We start from the raw sequence: 396 nt of genomic DNA, 5'->3' as shown, positions 1-396 counted from the left end.
GACCCTGACACCTGATGGAATCTTGCTGAACGTACACAGCAGATCACAAGGAGTGATTTTTCAGATACTGATAGAGAGCGCCAACGACCCCACCAGGCGCCCCATTTCGGCCTGCAGTCTCCGTGCCGTGGGGAGCAGCCGATCGGCCTGGTGTGCGGGCAGGGAGATGGCCATCGTCGCGGCCGTGGTGCCGATGGTGACCGGGATCGCGGCGCAGACCGTCCCCAGGGCGTACTCCTGACGCTCGATCACCGGCTCCATGCGCCGCACCCGCTCCAGGCGCCTCAGGAGGCTCTGAGCGTCGCGCACGGTGTACGGCGTGACGGGCCGCACGGGGTGGCGGTCGAGGTGGTCGCGGCGGGCCTCCTCGTCGAGCTGGGAGAGCAGGCACTGCCC

The 396-nt window shown here is 67.7% G+C and carries 1 protein-coding gene; it reads right to left on the bottom strand.

Features of this window, described 5'->3' with window-relative positions; genetic code table 11:
• Nucleotides 1–60: 60 nt before the first annotated feature.
• A partial coding sequence (locus KDK95_RS35285; protein WP_212522685.1) for an IclR family transcriptional regulator domain-containing protein occupies nucleotides 61–396 on the bottom strand: 336 nt, incomplete at its 5' end.

It is taken from the genome of Actinospica acidithermotolerans (assembly GCF_018139625.1).
GTDB lineage: Bacteria > Actinomycetota > Actinomycetes > Streptomycetales > Catenulisporaceae > Actinospica > Actinospica acidithermotolerans.
This window is presented reverse-complemented; position numbering and strand designations above follow the sequence as displayed.